We start from the raw sequence: 13,597 nt of genomic DNA, 5'->3' as shown, positions 1-13,597 counted from the left end.
AATAGACTCTTGAATCCTTTAAACTCTTTTCCAATCTAAGAAAAGAGTTTAGATCCGGGGGCCCCATGAATATCGCACTTCTTTCCATTAAACGCCCGATTTTTATTACGAGTTTAGTTATCCTCATGCTCTTAACGGGACTGGTATCCTTGTCTCGTATGGGAGTGGATTTATTTCCTGACGTAAATATTCCCATAGTTTCCGTTACGACTATTTATCCTGGAGCGGGTCCGGAAGAAATCGAAGAGTTGATTTCTAAACCCTTGGAAGAGGAACTTTCTTCCATTTCCGGCTTAAAGAAAATCTCTTCCCGAAATCAGGAAGGAGTCTCGGTCGTCTTCGGCGAATTTACTCTCTCTACGGATATCAAATATGCCGAGCAACAATTCAGGGATAAGGTAGGACTGGTTCGTCCTAAACTTCCGGACGGGATCAAGGAGCCGAAAGTCGTTCGCTTTGATCCTGCAGACCAACCGATCGTCCGACTCGCGGTTTTTGCAGACCTAGGACAAGCACAGTTATACGATCTCGCAAAGGAAACGGTTAAATCCAAGCTAGAACAAATTACCGGCGTAGGTTCCGTGAAACTTGTAGGTGGAACGCGGAGAGAAATCCAAATCGAGTTGGATCGAAACAAATTAATTTCATACCAAATGCCGATGGTCGTGATCGCAGGTCGTCTTAAATCCGCCGGACTCAACACTCCCGTCGGTAAATTCGAATCCGGAGCGAAAGAAACCTCGTATAGAACCTTAGGACGATACGAGTCCATTTCTCAGATTGAAAACACGATCGTCTCCTTCGGCGGGGACGTGGGAAACTCCGTTTTAATCAAGGAGCTCGGATCCGTCAGGGATGGGACCGAAGATGAGGAAACCTTAGGTTATCTTTGGGCCTCTAAAAGCGACGTTGTGGAAGAAGAAGACGTCGCCTTGTTTGCCCACCCGTTTGTCTGGACCGGCCAAACCTTCAGAAAAATCAAAAACCTCTTCTCATCCAAAAAAAAGGAAGCTCTTGAAAAGGAGATAAAGCCGGCTCTCTTCATCGACGTTTATAAACAATCGGGCGGTAATACCGTCGCCGTTGCGGATGAGGTTCTCAAGCGGATCGATAAACTCAACGCGGATATCAAACCTCTCGCAGGAAATCCGAGGATTCGGCTCATAAGAGACGGATCTCGCTGGATTCGCTATAACGTAGAAGACGTAACCGAAGCGATCGTTTTGGGAGTGCTGTTGGCGGTCATCACGGTTTATTTCTTCCTCGGAAACTTCCGCTCTACGGTGATTACGGGGCTTGCACTTCCCAACTCGATGTTGGGGGCGTTTATTCTAATGTGGATTATGGGATTCACGATAAACGTTATGACCTTATTGGCTCTCTCGCTGGCTGTCGGACTCCTAGTCGACGACGCGATCGTCGTTCGAGAAAATATTTTCCGAAAATTGGAGGAAGGACATAACGTACTGGAAGCCTCCGAAAAAGGAACGATGGAGGTCGCCTTAGCGGTCGTAGGAACATCGCTGACCGTAATCGCGGTGTTCTTTCCCGTAGGATTTTTATCCGGAATCGTCGGTCAATTTTTCAAACAATTCGGTTTAACGGTCGTCTTTGCCATGATCATTTCGTTGTTCGACGGTCTCTTCGTCGCGCCGATGCTTTCCGCCTATTTTGCGGGCAAGCTGGATCATAGTAAACGGAACAAAGCCGTGGAGGCATTCGATAAATTCCAAACCTGGTTGGAAAAGATCTACGGAATCACGATGAAGTTCGCATTGGCACATCCCGGTAAAGTCATCTTGCTGACCTTTCTGATTTTTGTGCTTTCTCTCGTAAGTTGTTCTTTCGTAAAAAAAACGTTTTTACCCGCAAACGATCAGGGAGAATTTCTCGTAACGTTGGATCTTCCGCCTGGCACTAGTTTGCAGGGTACAAAAGAAGTGGCGGATAAAGTTCTAGTAGATCTGCAAAAATTTCCGGAGATGGATAAAATAGCCGTCACGATCGGGAAACCGGATGGGGGCGAACCCAATAGTGCCACCTTAGCAATCGCGCTGGTCTCTTCCAAAAAACGGAAAAAAACCACGGTTGCGATCAAGGATGAGATTCGCGATATTCTAAAGAATTATGCGTATGCTCGACCCGCGGTTTCGGACTATTCCGCCGTCGGAGGAGGAGTGCAGTATCCTTTCCAGCTTGTGATTAAGGGGGATAACCTGGCCGAGATGGAAGCATATTCTAAAAAAGTAATCGATCGACTAAAAGCCATTCCGGACTTAGCGGACATCGATACCGATTTTCGTGCCGGAAAACCCGAATACCAAATCGCCTTGGACAATACTCGTATGCAACTCGTCGGAGTGCTACCTGGAGTTGCCGGCGCCGAGCTTCGATACCAAATCGCGGGAGATACGGTCAGTAAATTTTACGATAAAGGAATTGAGTACGACGTTCGGATGCGTTTACATCCCGATCAAAGAAACCTAAGAGCAGCCTACGGTCAAACCAAGGTTCCGAATATCGCTAATAAGTTGATTCCTTTGAATGCGATAGGTTCCGGTAAGGAAACGGTCGGTCCTTCCAGAATCAATCGTATCGACAGGGCAAGAACGATCGTGATCAACGCGAACCTCGCACCGGGCGGAGCCATCCAAAGCGCGACCGAAGGGGCTACGAAGATCATGTCGACCGAGCTCCCCCCGCCTCCGGGAGTTCGTTTCAACTTCCAAGGACAATCCGAGGACTTTAAGGAATTGATCGTAAACATTCTGGTCGCATTCGGTCTGGCCCTCGTGTTTATCTATCTTGTGCTTTCTTCGCTTTATGAATCGTTTATTACGCCTGTGACGATTCTTTTTGCAATCCCTCCGGCGATCTCGGGGGCTTTCTTCGCTTTATTCATAACCGGAGAAATGCTGAATTTGTTCTCTATGATCGGATTGATTCTTCTAATGGGCTTGGTGGCAAAAAACTCGATTTTACTCGTGGATTATGCGATGCAGGCGATTCGAGACAGGGGAATTACGAGAGACGAAGCGATTTTCGAAGCAGGTTTAGTTCGTCTACGACCTATTCTAATGACTTCTCTCGCAATGATCATGGGAACCGTACCGATCGCGCTCGGACTGGGAGAAGCCGCTAAATCAAGGACTGCAATGGGAATTGCGATCATCGGAGGTTTGATTCTTTCGACCCTTGTGACCTTGATCGTCGTCCCTTCCATCTTCGGAGGAATTGACAGATTTAGGGAATGGATCGAAAGCAAATTTCGTCCGGATATGGGCGCAACCGTTTCCCATACGGAATCGACGACGGCCGTTGGGAATAATCACCATCAAACCGCCGATTTATCTGAATGGGCCAAGGCGGTCGAGGAGCCCGTAAAGAAACCGACCTCTAAAAGGAAAAAATAGCCGGAAGTTCCGAGGACTTTCGTATGCAAAATTCAAAGATTGTTAGAAAATTAGAATTTTCTAACATATAAAAATTCCACTTCGAACAGTCTTTGAAAAACGGTTCTAAAAATTTTCAGCGAAGAAGCTTAGGTAGAATGGAATTGCCTTCCGGATATATTTGAGAGGCGAGAATAAATACGAAAATGCTGATCGCGATCCCCAGCGACGCCAACAAAACGTCCTTTCCGACCTTGCGGAACGTTTCTAAATAAGGAGCGTCCCGATAGGTTAGAAAGTTCAAAATAATCTCCCGCCCTGCGAGCATTCCTAAAAATACCCATGTTGTGGACATAGGCATATCACTCCACTTTTGGAAAAAAAGCAGGATGCAAGCGTAGACTAAATCGATAATGGTCGCCGCCTTGGACCATTGGATATCCGATTTTTCCGTCACGATTTCCTGAATCGTACCGCCGTTAATATAGAGAATGACTCCGAGCGCGAGGATTAAGATGGAAACTGCCGCCGCCAATTCTAGTGCAGTCAACTGTCTCGGGATATAGACTACGATGTTTGCCGCGTCTTGAGCGAGCCACGCGCCCCAGAGAAACAGAGTGGAAAACCATTGAAGGATAGCCCATCGTCGCTCCGTTTTAGGGTCGGGAATATGATCTTCGGTATATTCTCGGGAATCGATTTTTACCAAAATTCCCCAAACCACAACCGCTGTTCCGAAGGCCATCATATATCCGAGGAAGGATTTGCTGAGCATCTTTTCGATATTCTGACCGCCGAACAGTCCTAGAATCAGAAACGTCGTGGAGATCGGGGATCTCATTCTGGTAATTACGACTAGGATGAGGGGAGCGATTAATTGGAGAAGGTTAAAGTTCGAGACCGGTTTGAATTCGTCCAGACGGTTAAAGTGTATTTCCCTCGAATCTACGATCCAAGCATAACAGAAAACTAAAGTTAGTAGACCGCCTAAAGCGGCCACTTTATAAATCCAACGAACGGACTTTTTACTTTCGATAAAAGTACCTAAAGTCTGAACCGCGTCGTTACCGGCCACGGAGAAGGCGGAAATTGCGAAAGCAAACCATCCTAAGTAATAAGAAGAAAACCCGTACATATATCCCGAGACCATCAGAACGGCCGCAAAACAAACAAGGGAATAGAAACGGATTTGGTCGCGAAAAGAGGGATGCTGAAAATCGATTTGGTTCATTTCAAATATTGGAATCGTATAAAGACAGAGGCACCTTACTTCGGTTTACGAATTGACCGAAACTAAATAGTTTCAACCTAGTAAAGTAAAGGAAATCGGGGATGGATGCCAGGTCAAGGGCGATCATCCCCGAGAAATCGGGAAATTCCGTGGTTTAAGTTGCCTTCCGATCCGCTCGGATCGAAACATTAAATCCTACGCGCGATTGCTTCCCGATAAAAATAACCTTAGAATTTTTATTCGAGGTAATGTTTGCTATATCTAGCTTCGATATCTTTGATATCAAAGAGAATAAAGAAGTCCGTCGTTTTAAATACGCTGTCTAGTGCAGGAGTTCCGCAAATGAGCGAACCCGCTCTAATGTATCCCTTAATCAAAGCAGGGATTCTTTTCGTTACTTCCTTAATATCTTCCGGCGCATAACTCGGGTCGAAATCCGGCATCTCAAAACCGGGCAGAGGAGTTACGTCGAACGTCGAACCAGCAAGAGCTTTTTTCTCCTTGAGGAAAGCGTAAACGTCGTTAGCGGTCTGCGCATCGGTACTGTGGACTGAGCCGCATCCGAATAAATACCCGATATTATTTTTCTTCATGTACTGGGCTAATCCGGCCCAAAGAAGAGAAATTACCGAACCGTCCCTGTATTCCGGGTGAACGCAACTACGACCGATTTCCGCCGGTTCGCGCTCAAGTTCGTAAATCTTAGTAATATCGAATTCGTTATCCGAATAAAAACCTAGATTCGCTTTTGCTACGCTTCTTCTTAGAATTCTGTAGGTCCCCACGATCATATCGTCACGATTCTTATCGACTACGATTAAATGATCGCAAAAAAGATCATACTCATCGCGGTCTTTACGAGTCGCGGCGGATTGAGGCAAACCCTCTCCTAACTCAAGATTGAAAACATCATAACGCAGCGCCAATGTTCTCTCGATTTCGAGCTGATTCTCGGCAATTCTGACCTCGAGTTTTCGTTCTGTTTTTAGCCTGTTTTGGACAGATCCTGATCCCATTGTTGTCCTTCTTCCTTTCTGTAGGATAGTTCCATCTATCCTTCCTTTTCGTTACAGTCGGATTACAAGGGAAAGAAATTCCGGTGACTGCCCTTATTAACCTGCCATTCTGCGCTGAGAGACTAATTTTTTTACAAAATCGACTAAAAAAATTTTCCCCTTGGGGTCTAACTGCGTGAATTGAACCCCAAAAAACCCGTCCGCTTCTTTGGCCGGAGCTAAATGCTTAATGAGCCCTGTGGCTTTGAAGGGCTTATATCCTGGGAGCGAAACGACCAATTCCACCGAGGAATGAATATCGCAACCGTCAAAATGATGAGGAACGCGTATGGCGATCCCGCTTTGACTCAAGTCTTGGGCGATGAGAATATCTATGAATCCGTTCCCCATCAATTGAACCTGAACCGGTTGGTTGGGGAAAGGCACGACACGTACATGTTTTCTTTTTTCCATCCACCCTCCTCCAGAAAAGACGAGACCTGGCCAAAGCTAACCTACTAGCTAATGAGACGGGAGAACAAAATTATATCTAAAATAAAAATAATTTCAAAACAAATGTTCGAAAAATCGCCTAAACCTTTAGGCCTAACTCTTCCTCAGCACCTTCCGCTAAGGTAAGTTTATAGCTCTCCAAAACCTTAGAGACTTTTTTTTCGAACTTACGGTTAAAAACAAAATGAGCCAGGGTTTTTTCTAAAAAGAAAATCATTTCTACCGGTTTCCATTCGATTACCCCCCGTTTCTGGTCCAGTACCTTCCCCTGCTGTACTAAGGTTGAGATGGCTCGAATGGAGTGCTTCGGAAACGCATTTCTTAGGGCCTTAAAAAGCGCTTTCGATTCCACTTCTAAAAATTGGAATTTTCTGGAGAAGAGCATCGCATCGTGGAAATATTCGGGACGCACAACAGCTCCGTTCAATCGCAGGGAAATGATTAGAAATCCTATAAAATCGGCCATCTCCGGAAAGATTCCGAGACCGGGCATATCCTGTCCCGGATACAATCTAGACTTCTCCCGATCCGGATGTTTCGGATGACGTGTCTGCAGCCAATTGATGACCAGATATTTTTCTTTGAAGAAGTAGTCGTTAATTTGAATCCGATACTCTTGGATGCTCAACCTGAGGTGGATAAGAATTTCTCCGCCTTCGGTAAGAACCACTCGTTGGTATAAATCATCGGTTCCGGATAAATCTAACTTAGGGAAAGGGTATCCTTTTTTTTCCAGCTCGGAAAGTACTCCGGTGATTTCGAATAATTCCCAGACGTTTTCTTTAGTGAGAGAATGAAATAGCACGCCTGAACTTACTACATGCGAATCTACAACGGCGCAGAGAAAATCATCATATAGGAAGTCGAAGAAACGCGGATTATTGTAAGCGACTTTCGGCATCAGAAATTTCTTTCACTTTCGTTTCATTTTTGCAGGAATTTCCTTTTTTTCAAGGAAATAATAGGAATAGAATATCCTTTCCGCAAGATCTAAAAATAAGGAAAACGAAGGCAATCGTGTCGAACGCCGCTATAAAATGAAAATGCGTTTCTATTTCGCCCTGATCGAAAGTAAAGAAACTCGGGACAGTCTAAAGTTGTGCTCGAAAGTTATAATATGCTTTCAACACATCCTCAGGAGCCTCGGTTTGAGGATAATGCCCTATCTTCGTAAATTCATAGATCTTCGCTTCGGGTCTGAATTGCTTTAACCTTTGGACGACTTGGAATCCGCTTACGGGATCTAGTAATCCGTCGCCGAATGCGAAAGGCACAGGAGAGTCCAGTATTGCGCCGACCCATCTTTCTCTGAAAAGTTTTCGTTCTCTTATATATCGAATGAGTTTATGATAGACCGACCTTCCTCCCCCGTTACTCACGCATTCCCAAAAACCGTCCAACTCCTCTTTACTAGGTTTCGTTTCGGGACCGAAAACTTCGGACAGATTTCGCTCGAAGGAAGATTTGTTCAGCAAATTCGAAAAGAGAAATCCGAACGGCCCATTCAACAATTTTTGAATCGTTCTAGGTCGATGTGTTTCGGGAAATATCCCTCCGTTAAGTAAGAAGGCGGATTTTAAATCCGGACCGCCGATTCTTTGTCCGGCCAACTTCTCCCTAAATCGGGCCAATAATTCCTGGGCGACCGTGTCCCCCAAATCGTGGGCCAGAAGATGAACATCGTCGATTTTCAGATCCTGAAGCAAATCTTCCGCTTGGTCGGCATATTGAAATACCGAATAATGCCCTCCTTTCGGTTTGTCCGAAAATCCGAAACCGAGATAGTCCAGGGCAATCACGTGATAACGAGAGGTAAGGCTTTCCCATAGATCTTTCCAATCCCACGAAGATGTGGGGAATCCGTGCAAAAGAAGAAGATTCGGGCCGGTTCCGCCGGTTCTATAAAAGATTTTTTTCCGCTTCCATTCGAAGAAAGTTCCCGCAGCTTTCCACGCGAGTGCATGAGTCTTCCATAATTTTTCCGACATAGTTGGTTCTCCCGGCGGGAATATTCTAGGCCATTTATTTTCCTTGAAAAGAGGAAAATTTCCCGTTCGAAACAATCCGTCGAAAGCGCAAAATGAAATTTCTATTCCAGAGCTTCGAGTAAATTGGAAAGGAAACGCTTTCTTTCGGCGTTCTCCGGTAAATTTCCGAATCCGGCACGCATATTATCCTGCAGGTGGGAAAGTTTAGCCGTCGCAGGGATCACACAAGTGACCGCAGGATGAGAGATAATATATTTTAAAAAAGCCTGAGCGAATGAATCACATCCCCATTCTTTAAAATATTCGGGAAGAACTTTCCCCTTCGTTCTGCGAAAGAGTCCGCCTTCTTCGAAGGGTCGGTTGACGAGGATCGCTATTCCATTTTGAGCGGCAAACGGTAAAAGACGATTTTCCGCCTCTCGCGTTAGGATAGAATAGGGAATTTGAAGAAATTCCGTTTTATCCCTGATTGCGATCCGCTCCATTTCGGCAAATGCGGAAGGAGTAAAATGGGTTAGGCCGATGTAGCGAATCTTTCCCTTTTCTTTCAGTTCTCTCAGAGTTTTTAAATGAGCGGAAACATCTAAAAGATTATGAATTTGGAAAAGATCGATTTTTTCGGACTTCATTTTTCGAAAGGAAGCTTCTATCTGAGCCCGCCCCGCAGCCTCACCCTTTGTCCATACTTTCGTTGCAAGAAATATCTTTCGACGTTCGGATTCGCTTAACCGCTGGGAAAGGATTCCGATCGTTTCTTCCGCTCTTCCGTACATGGGCGAAGAATCGATTACGGTTCCACCCTCCTGCAAAAAATCCCGTAGAACTTCGTTTAATGGGGCAAGGGAACGATCGTCGGGCGTGACATCGAACGTTTGCCAGGTTCCCAAGCCGATGGCCGGAATTGTTTCCTCCGAACCGGGAATTTTCCGTAGGAGCATAGCGGGTCTCCCTTCGATCTTTCTCGTTTCGGCCGAGAGAGAAAAAAGATTTTCGAATTTTTTGCCGAGTCGGCTTGCCAGCAATCCCGCGCCGATTCCGAGGAATTCCTTTCTAGAAAAGCGCATCGATTTTACCGGTTCACCTCGAGAAAAAATAAGGGCTTAGATCGAAAAGAAAAACAAGTTTAAAATTCGAAGATCGATTATTTTGGGCCGGGTGTCCCCAATACTTCTATCGTATCTTTATAAAATTGTAACATCCTTTGAAAGGCCGCTTCGGGAAGTTTTCGAGGCTGATCGTTTTTTAGGTATTTTCGAACGGGAACTAGCCTGAACTTAGGTCCTTTAGATCCGGTCCGATCTATATATACCCAAATAGGTTCGTAGAAAATATCGATGATCGAAAGTTTTCCCGTCTCTTTTGAAAGGGAAAAATTCAAAACGATTCCTCCGTCCACGTATCGGCGATCCTGACCGGAGATAAAATTTCCTAAAGAATAAATGAAAAATCGTTCCTTCTCGATTCCAAAGCGATCCTTAATCGTCTTTTTTCCGAATCTCTGCAAACTATGAGGATGGCCGCCTAGTACGATATCGGCACCGGCTTCCAAAGTAAAATCCACAATCTCTTTTTGAAACGAATCCGGTTCCCGGAGATATTCGGTACCGAAATGGTACATAACGATGATTCCGTCCGGTTTACTTTTTTTAGCGAACGTGATATCTTCCGAAATTTTGGTCTTGTCGATTAGATTCACCACCGTTCCGTTAGGAATTTCGAGACCGTTCGTTCCGTAAGTATAGTCCAGGAATACTAAATCAAAATCGCCGACCTGCATCTTAAGAATTCGATTCTTCTCATATTCCTCCCTTGTTCTATACGTTCCTAAATGTTTTAAACCCAACTCCTCTAAAACCGTAATGGTTCGAACCACTCCTACTTTTCCTTTGTCGCAGGAATGATTATTGGCCGTAGAGAGAACGTCGAACCCCGCATCTCGAATCGCTTTCGCAAGCGAATCCGGAGCACCGAACTGAGGATAGCCAGTATATTGTTTCGGATCTCCCGGTAAGGTAGTTTCCAGATTTCCCACCGCCAAGTCCGCCTCGGAAATCATGGGAGCGATCTCCTCGAAAACTCCGCTAAAGTCCCAACAGTCGCAGGATTTATCATACGCCGAATCGATTTGAGTCTGATGCGACATGATATCTCCCACGGCTACCATTCTTAAAACGTTCGGAGAAGAAGACTTAACCTGACCGCCTGTCGCGGAGCAAACTAACAGTAACCCGAAAGCCGAGGAGAAAAAGAAAACTTTTCGGAACGTCATAAATAATTGAACCATCGATTACGGATTTATTTTTGTGCGGTCTTCTTGGACTCGTCCGTAGGAGTTCCTTCGACAACGGAAAGTCCTTTTACGATCTGCTTTCTTTTGGACAAGATTGCGGTAGTGGACAGAGCGCCGGGTTTATTTAACCAAATCTTAAAATTATCCATCGATTGAATATTGTAATGAAACGGGTAATCCTTCGGAAACATTTCTCCGTCCGGGAATCCGTAAACCTTCGCGCCTTTCGTTACGGTACGGATCAGGATACTTTTTTCGTCGGTAGGAAGGCCTAGAAAATTCTTTCTCATATCGTCCGGATAACGGAAATATTCCTCCGCATTCGAAGTATACAGAATACGGATCGGTATATGGATCTTGGTTGCTTTTTCACCGATTGCCCGAAACGTTTTTGTGCCCAACAAATTTCCGTCGACCGCAAGAATGCGTCCTTCCAAAACCATATTTCTCAGATAGTCGTAATCGTTAGGGTCGTTATGAAAGGATTTAAAATCGAATGCTTTCGATATTTTCTTTAGATCGCCCAATCGTTGCGGAACGCCTCCTTTCTTAAGTGCGATCTCGTAGGCTTTGCCGATCACCTTGAATTCGGGATCCGAAGAAAATCTCTTTTCTAGAACGACAAGAGTTTCCTTTTTATTCTTTGCGTCCCATAGTGCTTCGAATTCGGCATACGTGGGAGAAATTTCCAAAAAATACAAATGAATTCGGTTAATTGCCACCGTTATCGGATCAAAATCGGCAAGAAACGCATATTCGCTTTTTGCCCAGGCGACTAGAGTCAGATTTTGATCGGTCCCCACCCCGATATAACCGCCCCCTAGTCCTTCCACTCTCGAACGAAATAAATCCAATCTTCTTTCGTTCGAAGCCGGATAATGGTCGGCATGAAGATTCCGATCGGCCGGTAACGGATCGGTTTCGTTCAAAGTCAAGACGCTTCGATTTAAATTGCTGGAGGAATATTTATGCTCGGTAACGGCAAGCGTTCCGCAGGCCGTCACGAAAAACGACAGATATGTGAGAAAGACTGTTTTACGGACTCTTGAGGAAAAACTCGCGCGTAAATTCTCTGCGGTTTTTTTTCTAAATGCCATGATTTCCCTCGATCGATTCGAAGCCCGTCCTGATTTCCTAGGCTCCGAAACAGAACTTATTAAGAGGGGTTCCGGGGGGAAGAACTTTACGGGTCTTTCAGAGGACGGAGGTCAGAAGACAGACGCGCTCGCTTTGCTCACGCTCGACAGAAGCTGCTTAGACATCGGAATGGTTACAGAAGTAGAGGAAAGATCTCCTGTAACACAGGAATCTTTCGTAAAGAACATGGAATTTCCGCTTGCCGATGTTCTGTCTTCAGTCCTCTGTCTTCTGATACTTAACACGATGTACTATATATCGCCCGCAAATCAGCGGCGATATTCTTCTGCATGGCCTCGTTGGTCCCTCCTCCGATAGAAAGCAAAATCGCATCCCTATGCAATCTTTCCACAGGATATTCCCGACAATAACCGTAACCGCCCAAAACCTGGATCGCGTTTCTAGAAACTCTCTCCGCCATTTGAGTAGCGACAAGTTTTGCGGAGGCGGCTCCGAGTGAATTGCGATTTTCGGGATGAATCTTCGCCGCAACATCATAGACTAATGCACGAGCGGCCTGATAGTCCGCGTAGGACTCCGCTACGAGTCTTTGGATTTGCCCGAACTCTATGAGTTTTTTGCCGAACGCTTCCCTATGACGAATCGTGTAATCGCACATGATCTCGACGCAACGTTTTGCGATCCCCAACGATTGCGCGGCCAAAGTGACCCTCTCGATTTCGAGGTTTCTCATCATGTGAACCAGAGCGCCGTCTTCCGCACCGATTAAATTTTCTGCGGGGACTTCCGTATTATCAAAAACTAATTGAGTCGTGGGGGAAGATCGCATTCCCATCTTTTCCTCTTTTTTACCGACGCTAAATCCGGGGAAGGAGCTTTCCACGACGAAGGCGGTCGTACGCCGCGCTTCTTTGCTTGTTTTCGCATATATCAGAAACACCTGGCCCACGTTTCCGTTCGTGATGTATTGTTTTGTGCCGTTTAGAACGTATTTGTCTCCACGCCGAACCGCTATCGTACTCATTCCGAGTACGTCTGTCCCGGCACCGGGTTCGGTCATGCCCATCCCGCCGATCCATTCTCCCGACAATACTTTAGCCAGATATTTTCGCTTTTGCAGAGCGTTGGAGCTATGGTAGAAATTATTTACGAACAGTACCTCGTGCGCTAGGTAGGAAAGGGTAAATCCGGGGTCGTACGCGGAAAATTCCTCATGAATGATGACGCTTGCGACGGGATCCAAGCCCATGCCGCCGTCTTCCTCCGGAACCGTTACGCCAAAGATGCCGAGCTCGGTACCAAGTCGGCGGAAAAGAGACGCGTTAAATAATTCCCCGTCGTCGTGCTCCTTTGCCTGTTCATCCAAACTTTGTTTAGCGAATGCCGCAACGTTTTCCCTCAAGGAGAGATGATTCTCCGTGGGATTAAATAGATCAAAACTCTTCTCTAAAGTACCTTTCATACAAAACCTCTCTTCCTACTTTTCCGTCTTTAGCAGAATCCAACGGATCTTCTTTCTTTGATTTTTTACCGTACTTCAAACCGCATCGATACGAAAGCCCCGGCTTAAAAGGGACTGGACATCCTGCCCTAGGATCCTATTGTAAGAGCGGTTTAGAAAACCGCATTTTCTTTTTTCCGGCTTCCGAGACAAAACCGAACCGTCGGTGATTTATCGGTCTCGCTCCGGGTTAGGATGGAACCTGAATGGCATATTCTGTCGTATTAACTGGTATTTGTATTCTCTCTTTCTTCTTAGGATCCAGAAATAAAGGATTGAACGAGTATTCTTTAAACGGATTACGGGAAGCTTTATCGGAATCCATCGCTTCTCCGTTTTCTTCCAAATCGATTTACTGGTTCTTATTCTTCGGTTCTTTCTTACTTCTTCCTTATTTTTGGGGATTAACATTTCTACTTAAATCGGATATGAATGTTCTAGTGATCATCGGAGGATTAGTTTGGGATTATTATTGGAGTAGAACACTCATTCTGTTTCGATGAGGGAGATTTCCCAAAATAAGCTAAAAAAGTAGTTTGCATCCGAGCTTTTTGGAAATTTCGTGTTTATAGCCCTATTTTTATTGGAG

11 protein-coding genes are annotated in these 13,597 nt (G+C 45.4%); 2 read left to right on the top strand and 9 right to left on the bottom strand.

Annotated features, from left to right (window positions below; all coding sequences use genetic code 11):
* Positions 1-65: 65 nt before the first annotated feature.
* Positions 66-3,413, top strand: coding sequence for an efflux RND transporter permease subunit (locus LEP1GSC047_RS20230; RefSeq protein ID WP_010415448.1), 3,348 nt, complete (start codon positions 66-68; stop codon positions 3,411-3,413).
* A 115-nt stretch (positions 3,414-3,528) separates the two neighbouring features.
* On the opposite strand, the gene LEP1GSC047_RS20225 is transcribed toward LEP1GSC047_RS20230, so the two are convergent.
* From LEP1GSC047_RS20225 to LEP1GSC047_RS20185, 9 genes are all read right to left on the bottom strand, one after another.
* Positions 3,529-4,623 (bottom strand): hypothetical protein, encoded by a 1,095-nt coding sequence (locus LEP1GSC047_RS20225; protein ID WP_010415450.1) that lies wholly within the window; start codon positions 4,621-4,623, stop codon positions 3,529-3,531.
* A gap of 236 nt (positions 4,624-4,859) precedes the next feature.
* A complete protein-coding gene (locus tag LEP1GSC047_RS20220) occupies positions 4,860-5,639 on the bottom strand; it encodes a GNAT family N-acetyltransferase (protein ID WP_010415453.1) in 780 nt (259 codons plus the stop codon).
* Positions 5,640-5,735: 96 nt separating this feature from the next.
* Entirely contained in the window at positions 5,736-6,092 is a 357-nt protein-coding gene (locus tag LEP1GSC047_RS20215; protein WP_010415457.1) for a PilZ domain-containing protein, read from the bottom strand.
* A gap of 118 nt (positions 6,093-6,210) precedes the next feature.
* A complete protein-coding gene (locus tag LEP1GSC047_RS20210; RefSeq protein WP_010415463.1) occupies positions 6,211-7,032 on the bottom strand; it encodes a hypothetical protein in 822 nt (273 codons plus the stop codon).
* A 190-nt stretch (positions 7,033-7,222) separates the two neighbouring features.
* A complete protein-coding gene (locus tag LEP1GSC047_RS20205) occupies positions 7,223-8,119 on the bottom strand; it encodes an alpha/beta fold hydrolase (RefSeq protein WP_010415467.1) in 897 nt (298 codons plus the stop codon).
* A 101-nt stretch (positions 8,120-8,220) separates the two neighbouring features.
* Positions 8,221-9,183, bottom strand: coding sequence for an aldo/keto reductase (locus LEP1GSC047_RS20200; RefSeq protein WP_010415469.1), 963 nt, complete (start codon positions 9,181-9,183; stop codon positions 8,221-8,223).
* 77 nt (positions 9,184-9,260) lie between these two features.
* Entirely contained in the window at positions 9,261-10,403 is a 1,143-nt protein-coding gene (locus LEP1GSC047_RS20195) for a CapA family protein (RefSeq protein WP_010415473.1), read from the bottom strand.
* Positions 10,404-10,414: 11 nt separating this feature from the next.
* Positions 10,415-11,506, bottom strand: a complete 1,092-nt coding sequence (locus LEP1GSC047_RS20190) for an LIC_10091 family lipoprotein (protein WP_010415475.1) — start codon at positions 11,504-11,506, stop codon at positions 10,415-10,417.
* A 278-nt stretch (positions 11,507-11,784) separates the two neighbouring features.
* Positions 11,785-12,969, bottom strand: coding sequence for an acyl-CoA dehydrogenase family protein (locus LEP1GSC047_RS20185; protein WP_010415477.1), 1,185 nt, complete (start codon positions 12,967-12,969; stop codon positions 11,785-11,787).
* Positions 12,970-13,214: 245 nt separating this feature from the next.
* On the opposite strand from LEP1GSC047_RS20185, the gene LEP1GSC047_RS20180 reads away from it, so the two are divergent.
* Positions 13,215-13,511 (top strand): LIC10362 family protein, encoded by a 297-nt coding sequence (locus tag LEP1GSC047_RS20180; RefSeq protein ID WP_010415479.1) that lies wholly within the window; start codon positions 13,215-13,217, stop codon positions 13,509-13,511.
* The last annotated feature ends 86 nt before the right edge of the window (positions 13,512-13,597 follow it).

It is taken from the genome of Leptospira inadai serovar Lyme str. 10 (assembly GCF_000243675.2).
Lineage (GTDB): Bacteria > Spirochaetota > Leptospiria > Leptospirales > Leptospiraceae > Leptospira_B > Leptospira_B inadai.
This window is presented reverse-complemented; position numbering and strand designations above follow the sequence as displayed.

Coding starts and splice junctions, on each gene's coding strand:
- LEP1GSC047_RS20180 (WP_010415479.1), top strand. CDS start 13,215: ATGGCATATTCTGTCGTATTAACTGGTATTTGTATTCTCTCTTTCTTC.
- LEP1GSC047_RS20205 (WP_010415467.1), bottom strand. CDS start 8,119: ATGTCGGAAAAATTATGGAAGACTCATGCACTCGCGTGGAAAGCTGCG.
- LEP1GSC047_RS20200 (WP_010415469.1), bottom strand. CDS start 9,183: ATGCGCTTTTCTAGAAAGGAATTCCTCGGAATCGGCGCGGGATTGCTG.
- LEP1GSC047_RS20190 (WP_010415475.1), bottom strand. CDS start 11,506: ATGGCATTTAGAAAAAAAACCGCAGAGAATTTACGCGCGAGTTTTTCC.
- LEP1GSC047_RS20210 (WP_010415463.1), bottom strand. CDS start 7,032: ATGCCGAAAGTCGCTTACAATAATCCGCGTTTCTTCGACTTCCTATAT.
- LEP1GSC047_RS20220 (WP_010415453.1), bottom strand. CDS start 5,639: ATGGGATCAGGATCTGTCCAAAACAGGCTAAAAACAGAACGAAAACTC.
- LEP1GSC047_RS20185 (WP_010415477.1), bottom strand. CDS start 12,969: ATGAAAGGTACTTTAGAGAAGAGTTTTGATCTATTTAATCCCACGGAG.
- LEP1GSC047_RS20215 (WP_010415457.1), bottom strand. CDS start 6,092: ATGGAAAAAAGAAAACATGTACGTGTCGTGCCTTTCCCCAACCAACCG.
- LEP1GSC047_RS20230 (WP_010415448.1), top strand. CDS start 66: ATGAATATCGCACTTCTTTCCATTAAACGCCCGATTTTTATTACGAGT.
- LEP1GSC047_RS20225 (WP_010415450.1), bottom strand. CDS start 4,623: ATGAACCAAATCGATTTTCAGCATCCCTCTTTTCGCGACCAAATCCGT.
- LEP1GSC047_RS20195 (WP_010415473.1), bottom strand. CDS start 10,403: ATGGTTCAATTATTTATGACGTTCCGAAAAGTTTTCTTTTTCTCCTCG.